The organism is Microbacterium sp. ZW T5_45, from assembly GCF_044987415.1.
Lineage (GTDB): Bacteria > Actinomycetota > Actinomycetes > Actinomycetales > Microbacteriaceae > Microbacterium.
Genome location: NZ_JBJDRJ010000012.1, coordinates 65,213 through 78,563, shown reverse-complemented (window position 1 = coordinate 78,563; position 13,351 = coordinate 65,213). Strand labels below are relative to the sequence as shown.

11 protein-coding genes are annotated in these 13,351 nt (G+C 69.0%); 9 read left to right on the top strand and 2 right to left on the bottom strand.

Annotated elements, in window-relative coordinates; all coding sequences use genetic code 11:
- Positions 1 to 21 precede the first annotated feature (21 nt).
- A complete protein-coding gene (locus ACI3KS_RS08560) occupies positions 22 to 1,548 on the top strand; it encodes a methyltransferase (RefSeq protein WP_404917212.1) in 1,527 nt (508 codons plus the stop codon).
- A 21-nt stretch (positions 1,549 to 1,569) separates the two neighbouring features.
- Here the strand turns inward: ACI3KS_RS08560 and ACI3KS_RS08555 are convergent, their stop codons facing one another.
- Positions 1,570 to 5,901, bottom strand: a complete 4,332-nt coding sequence (locus tag ACI3KS_RS08555) for a beta strand repeat-containing protein (RefSeq protein WP_404917210.1) — start codon at positions 5,899 to 5,901, stop codon at positions 1,570 to 1,572.
- Positions 5,902 to 6,061: 160 nt separating this feature from the next.
- Between ACI3KS_RS08555 and ACI3KS_RS08550 the strand changes: the two genes are divergently transcribed.
- Genes ACI3KS_RS08550 through ACI3KS_RS08525 form a run of 6 tightly spaced genes read left to right on the top strand, consistent with a single transcriptional unit; the run spans position 6,062 to position 9,636 of the window.
- Positions 6,062 to 6,523, top strand: a complete 462-nt coding sequence (locus ACI3KS_RS08550) for a hypothetical protein (protein WP_404917208.1) — start codon at positions 6,062 to 6,064, stop codon at positions 6,521 to 6,523.
- The gene (locus ACI3KS_RS08545; RefSeq protein WP_404917206.1) at positions 6,520 to 7,032 is read left to right on the top strand and encodes a phage tail protein; all 513 of its coding nucleotides are present in this window, start codon (positions 6,520 to 6,522) and stop codon (positions 7,030 to 7,032) included. The genes ACI3KS_RS08550 and ACI3KS_RS08545 overlap by 4 nt, the downstream gene beginning before the upstream one ends.
- A gap of 9 nt (positions 7,033 to 7,041) precedes the next feature.
- The gene (locus ACI3KS_RS08540) at positions 7,042 to 7,536 is read left to right on the top strand and encodes a phage tail protein (protein ID WP_404917204.1); all 495 of its coding nucleotides are present in this window, start codon (positions 7,042 to 7,044) and stop codon (positions 7,534 to 7,536) included.
- A gap of 19 nt (positions 7,537 to 7,555) precedes the next feature.
- Positions 7,556 to 8,083: a phage tail protein gene (locus tag ACI3KS_RS08535; RefSeq protein ID WP_404917202.1), complete on the top strand. Its 528-nt coding sequence runs from the start codon at positions 7,556 to 7,558 to the stop codon at positions 8,081 to 8,083.
- A gap of 13 nt (positions 8,084 to 8,096) precedes the next feature.
- A complete protein-coding gene (locus tag ACI3KS_RS08530; RefSeq protein ID WP_404917200.1) occupies positions 8,097 to 8,552 on the top strand; it encodes a GNAT family N-acetyltransferase in 456 nt (151 codons plus the stop codon).
- Positions 8,553 to 8,580: 28 nt separating this feature from the next.
- Entirely contained in the window at positions 8,581 to 9,636 is a 1,056-nt protein-coding gene (locus tag ACI3KS_RS08525; protein WP_404917198.1) for an LLM class flavin-dependent oxidoreductase, read from the top strand.
- A gap of 26 nt (positions 9,637 to 9,662) precedes the next feature.
- Here the strand turns inward: ACI3KS_RS08525 and ACI3KS_RS08520 are convergent, their stop codons facing one another.
- Positions 9,663 to 10,130, bottom strand: coding sequence for an ASCH domain-containing protein (locus ACI3KS_RS08520; RefSeq protein ID WP_404917196.1), 468 nt, complete (start codon positions 10,128 to 10,130; stop codon positions 9,663 to 9,665).
- A gap of 135 nt (positions 10,131 to 10,265) precedes the next feature.
- On the opposite strand from ACI3KS_RS08520, the gene ACI3KS_RS08515 reads away from it, so the two are divergent.
- Both ACI3KS_RS08515 and ACI3KS_RS08510 read left to right on the top strand, forming a co-directional pair.
- Positions 10,266 to 10,538: a helix-turn-helix domain-containing protein gene (locus tag ACI3KS_RS08515; protein WP_404917194.1), complete on the top strand. Its 273-nt coding sequence runs from the start codon at positions 10,266 to 10,268 to the stop codon at positions 10,536 to 10,538.
- A gap of 330 nt (positions 10,539 to 10,868) precedes the next feature.
- Positions 10,869 to 13,178 (top strand): Ig-like domain-containing protein, encoded by a 2,310-nt coding sequence (locus ACI3KS_RS08510; protein WP_404917192.1) that lies wholly within the window; start codon positions 10,869 to 10,871, stop codon positions 13,176 to 13,178.
- Positions 13,179 to 13,351 lie beyond the last annotated feature (173 nt).

The window sequence follows — 13,351 nt, the reverse complement described above, 5'->3', positions numbered from 1 at the left end:
AGATCCCTGAAGACGCGTAGAGTGACGGCCGTGTCCGACACCCCTGCACCCGTCCCCGACCCCGCTCTCAGCGACGCTCTCGCCGTAGACCTCGACGCCGCCGACTTCCGCTCGGAGCCGCTGCGACGGCTGTGGGGCGAGGAGGCCGACGATGCCCTGGCCCGGGGTCTGCGCGAGCCGATCCTCCGCGCCGTCGCCGGCGACGAGGGCGTGCTCGCCACCCTCGGTCGACTCTTCGTGCTCGGGATGCCGCAGCCGGTGTCCGCCGTCGCAGCCGCGCTGCCGACGGCGGGCGTCGATGGGCTGGTGGCGCTGGGTATCGCGCGCAGCGAGGGTGAGAGCATCCGCCCCACGGCGCTGATCCGGCCGCAGTCGTTCGTGGATGCCGACGGCATCGGCGAATGGTGGATCGCCAGCGATCTCGATGAGGTGGCGCTCGACGGCGCTCTCCCCGCCGATCACGTGCTCGGAGTCGGCGGCGCCTCGCGCACGCTCGCCGAGATCGTCATGCCGATCCAGGTCGACCGTGCTCTCGACCTGGGTACCGGCTGCGGCATCCAGGCGCTGCTCGTCGCGCGACACGCGGCGTCGGTCGTCGCGACGGACATCTCGACCCGCGCACTCGCCTATGCCGAGCTGAACGCGAGGCTCAACGGCGCACGCAACATCGAGTTCCGGCTCGGCAGCATGTTCGAGCCGGTCGCCGGAGAGACGTTCGACCTGATCGTCTCAAATCCGCCGTTCGTGATCACCCCGCGGGCCGAGGGCGTTCCCGAGTACGAGTATCGCGACGGCGGACTCATCGGTGACGCGCTCGTCGAGCAGTTCGTGCGGACGGTGCCGTCGTTCCTCACTCCCGGCGGAGCCGCGCAGCTGCTCGGCAACTGGGAGTCGCACGCCCACGCTCCCGGCCTCGAACGGCTCGCCTCGTGGGTGCCCGCCGAGATCGACCTCTGGGCGATCCAGCGCGAGGAGCTCACACCGCTCGCCTACGCCGAGCTCTGGATCCGCGACGGAGGAACGACTCCGCGCGACCCGGCCTTCAGGTCGCTGCTCACCGCCTGGCTCGACGACTTCACGGCTCGCGGCGTCGAGGCCGTCGGCTTCGGGTACGTGCTGCTGCGGCTCCCGGACGCCGTGGGTTCAGCATCCGAAGATCGCACGCCGCTGCGCCGCATCGAGCGGATGCCGCAGCCGGTGTCGAACGTCGGCAGCGCCCTCCGCGACGGATTGGCCGCGCACGATCTTCTGGCTGACGGTCTCCCGGCCACTCTCTTCACGGCATCCGACGTCACCGAGGCCCGCCACCTGATGCCGGGCGATGACGACCCGAGCGTGATCGAGCTGCGCCAGGGCGGAGGCTTCGGTCGCACGATGGGCGTCGACACCGCGCTCGCCGCGTTCGTCGGCGCCTGCGACGGCGAACTGACGGTCATGCAGATCGTCTCGGCACTCGCGGATCTGTTCGAGGTGCCGCTGGTCGACCTGTGGGCCGACCTCGAGCCGCGCATCCGTCGCCTCGTCCTCGACGGACTGCTGCACGCCTGAGCGCACCGCAGCCCGTCGAGGTCAGACGGTGCGTCGGCGCGCGCCGCGCGCGATCACGAGCCCGCCGAGGGCGGCGAGCAGACCCAGCAGGGAGAGCGCGAGCACGCCCGCGGCATCCGATCCGGTCGCGGCGAGTCCGGTGCCGGCGGCCGTCCCAGTGCCGTTGCCAGTGCCGGAGCCCGTTCCTGTTCCTGTTCCGGTTCCGCTGTCATCGGTGCTCGGGGCGATCACGGTCGTGGCGGCCGTGAGCAGACGGGCGGTGCCGTCGGCTCCGACGCCCGCCGCGGCGACCGTGTGGGCGCCCAGAGACTGGTCGGCGGGGATCGTGATGACGGCCGAGAACGCTCCACCGGCATCCGCGACCGCGGTGCCCAGCGACGTCGGAACGGAGTAGATGCCGAGCTGCACGACGGCGCCGGGCAGGAAGCCGGTGCCGCCGATCGTGAGCTGCTGCCCCGGTGTGACGCTCGCCGGCACACCGGTCAGCGAGCCGTCACTCGTCGGCGGAAGCAGGATCGGCAGCGTCACGGTGTCGCCCACGCGGATCGCGATGGTGGTCTGCGCGGTGCCGTAGGGGTTGGTCGCCGTGATAACCACCTCGTACTCACCCGCATCGGCGAGGGTCGGCGTGCCGGTGAGGGTCGCCGTGCCGTCGGCGGCGGGCGTGAACGTCAGCCACGCCGGCACGTCCGCGGCCGTGAGGACGCTCGTCGGGTGACCGGTGCTCGAGAGGTCCACCGTCACGGCTGCCCCGGCGAGAACGTCGATCGGTTCGACGCCCGCGATCTCGGGCAGCTGCCCGACCGTCAGGGCGACCTCGTCCGAGGTCGTCACTCCCGCGGCGTTCGCGAACTCGGCGCGGAACAGCGCACCGTCATCGGCCACGGATGCCGGGAACGAGAGGGTGTTCGACGTCGCCCCCTCGATGTCGGTCCACGAGCCCTCGATGAGACGCTGCCACTGCACGGCGGGTGCCGGGTAGCCGGTGGAGGATGCCGTGAACTCGGCGTCCTCGCCGATGAGGACGGTCAGCGGCGCGGGCTGTGCCGACACGACGGGCGCCTCGTTCACCGTCAGGGTGAACTCCTGCACCACGGAGGTCTCGTCGATCGACAGCTCGAGGTCGTAGGTGCCGCCGGATCCCGCCGGTGGCGTGCCGATCAGCGACTGCGCACCCGGAGTGCCGTCGAGCACGAGCCATGTCGGCGCCCCGACGAGCGAGACGGAGTTCTTCACCGGGAACCCGGGGTCGACCGTGACCGCGAACGACCCCGCTGAGCCGACCGTGAAGGTCGCCTCGTCGTCGTTCGTGAACGCCGGGGGAGCGGTGATCGTGAGGGTGAACGTCTCGGTGTCCGTGCCGTGCACGTTGCTCGCCGTCAGGACGATCTCGTATTCGCCAGGCGCGACGGTGGGCGTGCCGTGCAGGCGCGCGGTGCCGTCGTCATCGGCGTCGAGTTCGAGACCGGCGGGAAGCGCGCCCGAGATGGTGATCGCGGGCGTCGGGGTGCCGGTGGCACTGAGTGCGACATAGACCTCGTCACCGCTCGCGACGGTGGCATCGAGCGGGCTCGTGAACTGCGGCAGTGTTCCGATGACCGTGATGTCGATCTCCGTATCGGCGGTGCCGAATCCGTTGTCGACCGTCACGGTGACGGTGTACTCACCCGCATCGGCGAGTGCAGGAGTGCCGGTGAGGGTCGCCGTGCCGTCGGCGGCATCCGTGAAGATCAGCCAGGCGGGCACATCCACGGCCGTGAGGGTCCCCGTCGGCAGCCCGCCGGTGGTCACGTCGATCTCGAGCGACTCGCCGACCGGAGCGGTGACGGGATCCACCGCATCGATCGTGGGGAGCTGGCCGACCGTGAGCACCGCCTCGTCGGACGTGACGCTGCCGGCGGCGCTCGTGAACACGGCGCGCACGGGAGCCCCGTCGTCGTCGATCGACGGCGACGCGATCGTGAGCGTGGTGTCGGTCTCGTCGTCGAGGTCGGTCCAGGAGCCGGCCGTGAAGCGCTGCCACTGGACGCCCGGCGCGGGGTAGCCGCTCACGGATGCCGAGAACACGGCATCCGTGCCCTCGAGCACGCTCGTCGACGCCGGCTGCGAGGTCACGACGGGTGCCTCGTGCACCGTGAGCGAGAACGCCTGGGTGATGCCGGTGCCGTCGATCGTCAGCGTGAGGTCATAGACGCCCCCCGAGCCGACCGGCGGCGTGCCGACGAGGCTCTGCGTGCCGGCTGTGCCGTCGAGGCTGAGCCAGGCGGGCTGCCCGGTGAGGGTGACGACGTCGTACGCGGGGAACCCGGGGTCGACCGTGATCGCGAAGGCGCCCGCCTCACCCACGACGAAGGTCGTGTGATCGGCACTCGTGAATGCCGGGTCAGCGGTGACGGTGAGCACGAAGGCGCCGGTCGCGGTGCCGATGCTGTTCTCGGCGGTCAGCGCGATCGAGTACTCGCCGGGTCCGTCGGTGGGCGTGCCGTGCAGACGAGCCGTGCCGTCGCCGTTGTCGTCGAGCTGCAGTCCGGCAGGCAGGGTGCCCGTCGCCTCGATGCCTGGTGCGGGCACGCCCGAGGTCGAGATCACGGCGTCGACCGCGTCGCCGTCTGCGACGGTCGCGGACAGCGTGCCGGTGAACGACGGAGCCTGGCCGATGTTCAGCGTGAGCGTCTGCGTGACCGGCGTTCCGCCGTTCGATGCCGTGAAGACGAGCGGGAAGGTGCCGGCCTGGGTGGGAACGCCCGACAGGGTGAGCGTGGATCCGGTGCCCGAGACGGCGATTCCCACGGGGAGGGCACCCGACGACAGCTGGACGGTCGGTGCCGGATAGCCCACTGCGGTGATCGCGAAGCCGAACGGCGCGCCGACCGTCGCCGTCGCGGTGTCGGCGCTCGTGAAGGACACCTGCTGACGCACATCCACGACGACGGGCGCAGCGATGCCGGCGTAGGTCGCCGTCGCCCCTCCGGGGCCGCCCGCACCTCCGGCGGTGAAGGTCGTGGTGGCGATTCCGTCGGCGATCTCCGAGGTGCTGGGTGAGACAGACGATCCGGCCGGGGCTGCGGCGGTCCAGGTGACCGTGTCGCCATCGAAGGCCGAGAGGTCGGATCCGGCGATGGCGTCACCGGCCGAGTTGGTGCGCAGCGAACCCGAGAGCGTCGTGGTGCCCGCGACGTCGACGGCGGCCGCAGCGGTCGTCGCCGTGAAGAGGAGGAACGGTGCCGCGGTTCCGGTCGCGATGGTCGCCGTGTCGCATCCGGCCGTCCCCGGCCCGCCGTTGCAGCCCCACCAGTTGTTCGTGAGAGTCGCGGCGGTCGATGCGGCCGTGCGCACGGAGGGGATGCCGGCGTTGCTGGTGATGGAGTTGAACTGCGCGGTGAATGCGCCGTTCGCGGCATCCACTGCGCTGCCCGCATTGCCTGCAGTGTTGCCCTGGAAGACGTTCTTCGAGATCGACGCCGGTCCGCGCACCTGCTGGATCGCCCCGCCGGAGGCGAGGCCGCCGGAGGCCGTGTTGCCGATGAAGACGTTGTCGGTGATCGCGGCCGTGCCGGTTCCGCCCGTGTCGTAGGCGACCGCGCCGCCGCCGACAGCGATGGTCGAGGTCTGCGCGACCGAGTTGTCGCGGAAGGTCGATCCGGTGATCTCGAGGTCGCCACCGGCTCCGGGGGCTCCGAAGTACACCGCTCCGCCGCTCGCCGCTCCGCTGCTGTTGCCCTCGAACACCGAGTTCTCGATCGTCAGGTCGCCACCCATGAACTGGATCGCGCCGCCGGGGTTCGCGGTACCACCGGTCGAGGTGTTGTCCGTGAACTCGGAGTCGCGGATGACGAGGGTGTCGGGGTTCGCACCGTCTGCGCTGCCGCCGATGATGGCGCCACCGCCGAACACGGTGTCGTGTCCGCCCGTGAAGCCGAAGCCTTCGATCTCGATGTCGACGTCGCCGACGAGGTTCGGATCGAGCGTGAGGATCTGCGAGGAGCCGTCACCGACGATCTCCGCGCGTCCACCGACCGACGTGAGAGTGACGTCGGTGCCCGGACCGGTGCCCAGCACAAGGGGCCCGTCCGTGAGCGTGTACGTGCCGGCGGGCACGGTGATGCTCGACTCTCCGCCGATGTTGTTGGCGACGCAGAGCGCGTTGCGCAGCGTCACGGGGCTTGCGGTCGTCACCACCGACGACGTCGAGCAGGCGCTGTTCGCGTCGTCATCGGCGGTCGAGGTCACGGTGATCGTCGTGGCGGCTGCGGCGGGATCTGCCACCACCAGACCCACCCCGACGAGCGCGAGGACTGCTCCACCGGCGACGACGCCGCGCAGAGACATACCGCGCAGAGGCAGAGGGGACATCCGTGCAGCAGACATCGAAGTCCTTCGGTCGGGCGTCGGGACGCCGAGACGAATCTGGAATATCGGAATGCTATCGGTAAGGGGCTCCCGGTGATAGCGTCAGTCCCGCACCTCGCCTGATCAGGCACAACACCGTGGTGCACCGACTGCAGGAGTGCCCATGACTGCTGTGTTCTCGCGCCGTGGCGTGCTCGGTGTCGGAGCCGTCGCGCTCGGCGTCGGAGCCGCCGCCGGAGCGCCGGCCGCCGCGTCCGGTTCGGTCGCAGCGATCGACCCGGTCGCTGCCGGTGCGGCATCCGCTTCGCCCGCGGCATCCGCCTCGACGCCGAGGGTCGATCCGGATCGACCCGTGCGTTCGCTCTTCGCAGGCCGAGAGGGTTCGACGTACACCGGGTCGTCGCAGTGGTCCGAGCATCGTCTCGTGCTCGTCGAGGTCGGCGACCTGATCGTCGGCGGTGACCCCGAGCACCGGTTCCGTGTGGAGTTCGAAGTCGACGCCGGAGCACGGGACGGCATCTACCGCCTCACGCAGGGTGGCGAGCACCTCGCGACCCTGTTCCTCGTCAGCGTCGAGAACGGTGCTCGGCTCGAAGGCATCGTCCACCGGGAGGAAGCGGCATGAGCGAACCCTTCATCGGTGAGATCCGCGTCTTCGCGGGGAACTACCCGCCCGCCGGCTGGGCGTTCTGCGACGGGTCGGTGCTGAGCATCTCCGAGAACGAGACGCTGTACGCGCTGATCGGCACCACCTACGGCGGTGATGGCGTGACGAACTTCAAACTCCCCGACCTTCAGGGCCGATCTCCCGTGGGTGTGGGCACCCCATCAGGCGGGACTCCCCACACCCTGGGTCAGCAGGGCGGGGTCGAGCAGGTGACGTTGACGACCGCGCAGCTGCCGGGGCACACACATCAGGCGAGCTTCGCGGCCGATGCGAACAGCACGTCGCCGTCGCAGGCGAAGTGGGCAGCGCAGGCGGTGAACGCCTATTCCGAAGGGGCGACGACGGCGAACCTCGCGCCTGATGCGATCCGCCCGGCAGGCGGCTCGCAGCCGCACGAGAACATGCCTCCTTACGTCGTCGTCTCGTACATCATCGCCCTCTGGGGCGTCTTCCCCACCCGGGCCTGAGGAGACATCATGGACCCTTTCCTCGGAGAGATCAGGCGCGTTGCGTTCCCCTTCACCCCGATAGGGTGGGCGCCGTGCAACGGGCAGATGCTGAACATCGCCCAGAACCAGGCACTGTACTCGTTGCTCGGCGTGCGCTACGGCGGCAACGGGACGACGACCTTCGCGCTCCCCGATCTGCGCGGCCGGGGGCCTGTGCACTCGGGTACGACGATCGCGCTGGGACAGACCGGCGGGGCGGAGAGCGTCACGCTGACGCAGATTCAGATCCCCGCCCACACGCATCAGGTGATCGCCGCAGCGGCGGGGGCGTCGGCCGCCTCTCCGCAGGGCGGATACTGGGCCACCACGGCGGATGCTGCGTACGGCACCGGTGCCGCCGGCACGCTCGCCGCCTCCGCCGTGTCGACGACGGGGGCATCGGCCCCTCACCAGAACGAGCCCCCCTTTCTCGTCCTGAACTACATCATCGCCCTCTCGGGTATCTACCCCAGCCGCGGCTGACCACCATCCCGGAGACACCATGTCCGATCAGTTCCTCGGCGAGATCCGCACCGTCGCATTCAGCTACGCCCCCCTCGGCTGGGCTCTCTGCAACGGTCAGATCCTGCCGATCGCGCAGAACACGGCGCTGTTCTCACTGCTCGGCGCCTCCTACGGCGGCGACGGTCGCTCCACGTTCGCGCTGCCGAATCTGAACGCCTCGTTCGCGATCGGACAGGGTCAGGGACCGGGCCTCTCCCCGCGTCACATCGGGGAGATCGGCGGGACATCGCGGGTCACGCTGCTCTCGACGGAGATGCCGACACACACGCACGCCGCGGTCGGGGTGGCGGGCGCGGGCACCACGGGAGATCCGCAAGGGCGACGCTGGGCGCAGCCGCGCTTCGGCCGGTCCACCCGGAATGCCTACGCTCCGGCGGCGGACACGGCCATGGCATGGGATGCCGTGGGACTCGCGGGAGGAGACCAGTCGCACGAGAACATGCCTCCGTACCTGGGCCTCAACTTCGTCATCGCGCTCGAGGGCATCTATCCGCCGCGTGGCTGAGGATCGCGAATCGATGGAACGGACCCTGCTCGATGATCCTCGAGTGGGGGCGATCGCCGCGGACGAGCTGCGGCAGCGTCTGCGCGGACTGCCGGATGCCGTGACCGATCCGCTTGTCGGAGCCCAGCTCGCCTCGAAGCTGCACAGCTTGATGGCGCAGCATCCGGATGCCGTCGTGGATCTGGTGTCGTCCGACGGGACGCCGGTCGCATACATCGTCACGGATGACGTCGACGGAGTGATCCGACTGTGCGACATCGCCGTCGTCGCTGCGGTGCGGGGCCGGGGATATGGGCAGGCATTGCTGGCGCGCCTGCTCGATCATGCGGATGCCGGAGCCGAGGCCGTGGAGTTGTCGGTGTGGCACGACGCGCCCGCCCGCGTCTGGTACGAGCGGCACGGCTTCCGCACGGTCGGTGGAGACGCGCACGGTCACGTCGAGATGCGCCGGGAACCCGCAGGGGAATAGCGCAGCTTCTATTCGGTTGAATAGAAGCATGAAGGCTTTCGGATTCCTCTCGTTCGGTCACTACGCCGACGTGCCAGGGTCGTCGACCCGTACGGCTGGCGACATGCTGAAGCAGACCATCGAGATCGCGGAGGGCGCCGACGAGATCGGCGTCAACGGGGCCTATGTGCGCGTGCACCACTGGGCGCGCCAGGCCGCGTCGCCCATGCCGCTGCTCAGCGCGATGGCTGCGCGGACGAAGCGCATCGAGGTCGGCACCGGTGTGATCGACATGCGGTACGAGAACCCGTTCCAGTTCGCCGAAGAGGCGGCCGCGCTCGACTACATCGCGGACGGCCGCATCGCGCTGGGCGTGAGCCGCGGGTCACCCGAGACCGCGCTCCGCGGTTACGAGACCTTCGGGTACGTCGATGAGGAGGACACAGAGCGCGGCAGCGTGCTCGCGCGGGAGAAGTTCGACATCTTCCTCGCGGCGATCGACGGAGAGCGGATCGCACCGGGCGACCCTCGCATGGTCGGCGCCGGTCAGTATCTTGCGATCGAGCCGCAGTCACCGACGCTGCGTGATCACATCTGGTGGGGCTCCGGGGCGCGGGCGACCGCGGAGGAGACCGGGCGCAAGGGTCTCAACATGATGAGCTCGACCCTGCTCACCGAGGCGACGGGCGTGCCGTTCCACCAGCTGCAGCGCGAGCAGATCGACCTGTTCCGTGCGGCATATAAAGAGGCAGGGCACACCGGTACGCCTCGGGTGTCGGTGAGCCGCAGTGTGTTCCCGCTCGTGTCCGACATGGACCGCGCCTACTTCGGATTGCGCAGCGAGGAGAACGCCGACCAGATCGGCATCATCGACGGCTACCGGTCGACGTTCGGCAAGACCTACGCCGCCGAGCCCGACGTGCTCGTGCGCCAGCTGCTGGCCGACGAGGCCGTGATGGCCGCCGACACACTGCTTCTCACGATCCCGAACCAGCTGGGCCCGGCGTACAACCTGCACGTGCTCGAGTCGTTCGCGAAGTACGTGGCTCCGGAGCTCGGGTGGAGGTCGAACACGGAAGGACCCGTGCAGGGCGAGCCCGTGTGATACGGATGCCGGGCGCGGGGTGCGTGTCAGGCCTGAGCGGCGTGCAGCAGACGGAGCTCTTCGCAGACCACGGGCATGTCAGGAGCGAAGCCGCGCGGGCTCTCGGAGTGCGTGCGCCAGTAGCGTTCGTGCACCTCGCGCCAGTGCGCGAGCGTGCGGTCTCCTTCGCCTTCCTTGAAGGCGTGTTCGGCGGTGACCTCGTCGAAAGGAACCACGGCGATCGCGGTCGTCTCGAGCAGCGCCCTGGGGGCTCCGCGCCCGTCGAGGATGATGTTGAGCAGGCCCACCGTGGGAAGCTCCTCGCCGGTGTGTTCGTAGTCCCAGAGCGATGACGCCGTCGCGGTCTTGGTGCCGGCGAGCACGAGCGCGAGCAGACCGTCGGCGTGCTCAGGGGTCGCGCCGAATGCCCACGCCTCCGGAGCGTCCTCCGGCAGGCCGTCGATGACGGTGCGGCACTCGCGCCAGAAGTCGTCCACGCTGGGGTCGTCGGTCACCCGGTCGAGCCTACTCGCGACGCCGAGTGTCGACGGGCCCGTGCCGATACGCCTGTGCCGCACGCGCCCTAGCATCGAAGCATGCTACTTATAAGTCTGTAGACCGAAGAGTAGCACCTGGCGAGGGTGGAACTCGTGGTCGGAGATCTGCAGCGAGTGGTGGGGTCGAACCTCCGCGCGCTCCGGGTCAAGATCGGCCTCAGCCAGGAGCAGTTCGCCGAGCACCTCGCCGTGCACCGCACTTATATGGGAGCGGTGGAGCGTGGCGAGCGGAACCTCACCCTGCAGACGGTCGAGCGCCTCGCCGAGCGGCTCGAGGTGCCCGTCCACAGCCTCTTCGAGGTGAACCCCTCCGCTGTGGGAGCGGCCGGGGCGGCGGGCTCGGGACCCGCGGCCGCCTCAGCCTGACGGGCGGTCGGCGGGGTTCGGGTTCGACGCGCCCTCGCGTATGTGAAAGGTCGGAGTTCCGGCGCGAGACCCTTCGCCGTCGTCCCGCCAGGGAGTCGGGCGCAGCGGTGTCCAATCTGCATTCAGGTGAATTTATTCATCGAGCAGGGATTTTCTACAGGTGTCATATACCGGTTTCCGATCATTGCGGCATATCTGGGAATAACCTGTGAGCCAACCTTTTAGTTTGCTGGGAGCAGCTAGGGTGCCATGTGGACGCCCCATCCGCTACGCAAATCACAGAGGACACGAATAGTGACATCTAAAAACCGTCGGTGGCTTACGGCCGCCGTGGCGACTGTCGGCGCAGGAGCGCTGACCTTCGGAGGTGCGGTTCTTCCCGCCGCCGCAGAGTCGTCCGACGCACCCATCGCCATCAACACCGATGCGGACAAGTACGAGCTCGCCGCTGGCTACACGAACAGCACGGTCAGCGAGGTCAAGGAGCTCGTCGAAGGCGAGGCAGCCGAGATCACGGACGACGGCCTCATCCTTCACGTCGACCCGGCCTTCGAGGGTGCCCCCTCTTCTGCATCGGACTCGCGGGTCGAGCTGAATGCTGCTGCCGTTCCCGGTGACGCAGCCGGTGGATCCCGTCCCGGTGCTCCTGTGACTGTGTACCTCGACTTCGATGGTGAGACCCTCGAAGGCACGCGCTGGAACGTCGACGCGAATAAGGCGGCTCTGCCCTTCGTGGCTGCATCCGCTGCCACACCGGCCGTGCAGGATCAGGTGTGGGCTGCCGTTGCTGAGGACTTCGCGCCGTTCAACATCAACGTCACCACCACGCGCCCGAGCGACGACAAGCTGTACAAGACCTCGACCGGGGACAACGAGTACGGCGTGCACGTCATCGTCACCGACTCCTACAGCGAGGTTCTCCCCAGCGCGGCGGGGACCTCAGGTCTCGCCTGGCACACCGGTGCCGGATCCGACTGGCTGACCGGAGCGCTCGTGTTCACGTCGGGCATGGCTCTCGACCCGAGTAACGCAACGGCCAAGGACATCGCTGACACGGCATCCCACGAGGCGGCCCACAACTTCGGCCTCATCCACGACGGCCTCGCCGGCTCTCCCGCGGTTGAGTACTACTCGCCCACCGACGGCGTCTGGGGCCCCATCATGGGATCGACCTATGACGTGCCGCTGACCCAGTGGTCGAACGGAAGCTACGCGAACTCGAGCAACAAGGAAGATGACCTCGCGGTCATCACCGACCGCGGCGCAGCGGGCTATCTGCCCGTGCGCGTGACGTACACGGACGGAACTCCGTTCACGGGCGAGTTCGTGTGCGGCGTCAACGGTGCGTCCATCAACAACCCGAAGCCCGGCGACCAGTTCTACGTGCCGAACGCCGAGAACCTGTGTGACGGAACCGGAGCACCGCTCGTCGTGGTGTTCACCTACAAGGACCGCGCAGACTTCGCCGCAGACGACTTCGGCAACGATGCAGCGGGTGCGCACGCTATCTCCACCCCGGCGGGCCCGTTCACCGAGACCGCGGGCGTCATCGGCCAGTCGGCTGACGTGGACGTCTTCAGCGTCTCCGCGGCAGCGGGACCCTTCTCCGCAGCCGTCGAGGTCGCGGACGTCGGCCCGAACCTCGATGCGAAGCTCACGCTGACCGACAGCTCCGGCGCAGTCCTCGCGACGAGCACCGAGGTCGGCACGCGCGTCTCTGCGGACACTGCCTCCGGTCTCGGTGCCACCGTCTCGACCACGGTCGACGGCGGCGTCTACTACCTGACCGTTCAGGGGCAGGGCCAGGGCAACCCGGAGACCGCCACCGCGCTGAACTCCAACGGCTACACGGCGTACGGCAGCCTCGGCAACTACACCATCTCGGGTGAGGCCGTTCCGGTTCAGCCGGTCGTCATCGACACCCCTGCTGACGGCGCCGCCGTTGCAGACGGTGAGGACGTCGAGGTCACCGGAACCGCATCCCCGGGTGCGACCGTCACGCTGACCGTCGACGGCACCGCCGTCGCCACGGCCGAGGCCGACGAAGACGGCAACTGGACCGCGACCGTCGCTTCGCACGAGTACGGCAACACCGTCATCGTCGCCTCGCAGACGCTCGGCTCCGACGTCCTGCCCGAGACCGACACGGTCACGGTCACGGCTCCGGTCGCAGCCCCCGTAGTCACGGCTCCGGCCGACGGCTCCACCACGGATGACAACACCCCGACCCTGTCGGGCACCGGCATCCCGGGCTCCACGGTCGCCATCACGCTGACCTCCGCCAGCGGCGGCACGATCGTCACCAGCGCGACGGTCAACGCCGAGGGCAACTGGTCGGTCGACGTCGCGGAGGCCATCGGCAACGGCGTCTACACCGTGAGCGCCACCCAGTCGATCAACGGTGTCACGTCTGCCGCATCCGAAGAGGTCTCGTTCACGGTCAACGCCGTGATCACGAACCCCGACACCGGTGCGAACGGCAACGGCACGGGAACCGGCAACAACACCGGCGAGCTTGCCACGACCGGTGGTGACTTCAGCTCGATGCTGATCGTCGCCCTCATCGCTGCGGCCCTCGTCGCCGGCGGTGGCGCCGCAGCCTTCGGTCTGCGTCGCAAGAAGGTCGCTTCAGAGAGCTGATAGCTGTATCAAGGCCGTGAGCACGGTCTGATCCAGGGGCGGGAATCACAACGTGGTTCCCGCCCCTGCTCATATCCAGGTACCTCGCCACGCTTTCCCGGGTGCTTCGGAGCGGGCACACATACCATGGCCGCATCCGAGCTTGTGACGGAGTCGGACGCGGCACGCAAAGG